The 2,617-nt window shown below is 66.1% G+C and carries 3 protein-coding genes; 2 read left to right on the plus strand and 1 reads right to left on the minus strand.

Translation table 11 applies throughout. The annotated features are described in order from the left end of the window. Window positions 1–228: 228 nt before the first annotated feature. Entirely contained in the window at window positions 229–813 is a 585-nt protein-coding gene (locus tag GD1_RS25340) for a hypothetical protein (protein WP_238403674.1), read from the minus strand. Window positions 814–928: 115 nt separating this feature from the next. Between GD1_RS25340 and GD1_RS02935 the strand changes: the two genes are divergently transcribed. Both GD1_RS02935 and GD1_RS02940 read left to right on the plus strand, forming a co-directional pair. Then, a complete protein-coding gene (locus GD1_RS02935) occupies window positions 929–1,672 on the plus strand; it encodes a type 1 glutamine amidotransferase (RefSeq protein ID WP_059035529.1) in 744 nt (247 codons plus the stop codon). 103 nt (window positions 1,673–1,775) lie between these two features. Continuing rightward, on the plus strand, window positions 1,776–2,294 hold the full coding sequence (locus GD1_RS02940; RefSeq protein ID WP_083533816.1) for an excalibur calcium-binding domain-containing protein: 519 nt from the start codon (window positions 1,776–1,778) through the stop codon (window positions 2,292–2,294). The last annotated feature ends 323 nt before the right edge of the window (window positions 2,295–2,617 follow it).

Here is a 2,617-nt window from a genome sequence, read left to right on the forward strand (position 1 = left end):
ACCTCAGACGGCCGACGTCGGAACGCAACCACCTCAGAGGTGGTCACCTCCCAGCCCACGCTACGGAGATTTCGACACGGGTCCTCGCTCCGCTCGGTCCCGGCTCAATCACCAACAAGGGCCCCGGCTCGATCACCAACGCCCAGTGCGTGATCGACACCAAGATCAGCAACTCACGCAGCATCGTCGACTGGGCTCCCGGTTCCACTGACTGTGCACTCGATGTGGTCAGCCGCCACCGTTGAGCATCTCCCGACACTCATCGGTGGTGTGGGTCTTGATGCACTCGGTCCATGCGGTCTGGTTGTCAGCCCACGGATGACGGGGCGTCTGGCCGACGTTCGGAACCCACACGTAGTTGTCACACACAATCGCAGTACCGTTGGAATCGGTTGCTGTACGGCCGATATCGGCTCCGATACATGTGTCGCCGATCGACGGACCCACCGGCGTCTGCACTGGAGGTGTGGGATTCGGCGCCAGGTCTGGATCGCGTGACCAGGCAAGGGCATCGGTGTACTGCAGTCGCGCACAGTACGCGGTCGCGCCGTCGGCGAACACTGCGATCGAACCACGTGATGCGCACAGTGCCCCTTCGGTGACGATTGGTAGCGGCGGGGTCGTCTCCACCGGCAGTTCGGTCGTGGCGGGCGTCGCGTAGACCGTGACCGTCGATGTCGGTGTGGAGCCGACCGTGACCGTGGAGTGGGGGCCGACGGCGGACGTCGACACCGACTCACCCGAATCAGCCTCGCACCCTGCGACGACCAGTGCGGCCGTGGCGAGTACGAGGACCGCGAGATGTCTTCTCATCACCGTTCCTCCGGTCCACCGAGTGTGATGGAGCCTACTCGTCGTCTCCGACACGCGGAGCCGACCGTTGCCCGGTAGCGTTGCCACACATCGGCCCGAGCTCGAGGAGAACCCGTTGACCACCCGCACTGTGCTCGTGATCGAGCCCGATCCGATCGCCGCCCTCGATCGCTTCGACGCCTGGCTCACCGAACACGGCGTGACCGCCCACATCGTGCGACCGCACGCGGGTGATGTGGTGCCGACGATCGCCGACTATGACGGCGTGATCGTGCTCGGTGGCCGGATGAGCGCGCACGACGCCGACGAGTACCCATGGCTGCTCGACATCTTCGCCCTCATCCGTGACGCCGCGGACCGTGCGACCCCGTCACTCGGCATCTGCCTGGGCGCCCAGCTGATCTCACAGGCACTCGGCGGCGAGGTGTTGGTCGGCGCCGGCAGCTCCGAGGTCGGCGCGGTCACCATCCGGACCGTCGGTACCGACGACGATCCGCTGCTGCAGGGACTGGGCACGGAGCTCCTCGTCGCCGAGGACCACCGCGACATGATCAGCCGGCTCCCGGACGGCGCGACTCGTCTGGCCGGCTCGGACGACTACCAGAACCAGGTGTTCCGCGTCGGCGACGTCATGTGGGGCGTGCAGTTCCATCCGGAGGTGTCGGTCCCGGGATTCCGGGGCTGGATCGACGACGCGATCAGCGCGAACCCCACTGCAGCGCCCCGACTCGAGTCCACGATGGCCGCGTTCGAGGCCGCCGATCCGGTTATCCGGCAGACGGCTGCCGTGATCGCCGAACGTTTTGCGGGAGTGGTCAGGACGCGTGCAGATACAGGTTCCACTCAGCCGGAGACCTAGGCCACCGTCGAGTCTGATCGTCGAAATTGGTTCCCTCGGAGGATATCGGCGACGGTGTGCAGGGTGATTCAATGCACGTTGCCCTCGCGAAAGGTTCCGATCGATGACAACCCAGCACTGGCCGCCGACACCCCCTACGGGAGACGGTGACCAGTCGCCGACGCCATCCACGACGACGAAGAAGCCACTGCTCATCATCGGTGCCATCGTCGTCGCGATCCTGCTCATGTGCGGTGGCTGCGGGGTCGGCTCGTTGATCGGGAACACCTCTGACACCGCCGCGCCGGCGACCACCACGGTCACCAGTTTCAGGACCGTCACCGATACGGCGACCCCGTCGACGAGTGCCCCGACCACCACAGCGACGCCGACGTCAACGTCGACCGCAACCACCGGGGTCCCCAACACCCCGGCCGAGGACACCACCGTCCCGCGCGGCCTGATCCCCCAGACCGGGACCCAAGACGAAACCACCGACAAGCCCGCCGCCGGCGGTGGCGGAAGTGTGTCCTACTCCAGTTGCGCCCAAGCGCGCGCCGCCGGAGCCGCGCCGCTGTATCGCGGCCAGCCCGGATACAGCTCGAGCCTCGATCGTGACGGAGACGGCGTCGCATGTGAGTGAGTGCTCACGTGGGTGGGGTGCTCACCTGAGTGAGCACGCCGACGGTCGTGGGGTGCGGCCACCGGTGGATGCGTTTCGACTTCGGCTGCCTGAGGTTTCGACACGCCTCGTCGCTCCGCTCCTCAACGGCTCAACCAGCAACCCACACTTGCTAATCGAGCAAAGCACCCGGTTGACGACCAAGCAGCAACGCTCAGTGGCTGATCGAGCCAAGCCCACCCCTGAGGTGGTCACGCTGACGAGCCCGACCGCCTGAGGTTTCGACACGCCTCGTCGCTACGCTCCTCATCGGCTCAACCAGCAATGACCCGTTGGTGATTGAG

Origin of the sequence: Gordonia desulfuricans NBRC 100010 (genome assembly GCF_001485495.1) — a bacterium.
GTDB classification, from domain to species: Bacteria; Actinomycetota; Actinomycetes; order Mycobacteriales; family Mycobacteriaceae; genus Gordonia; species Gordonia desulfuricans.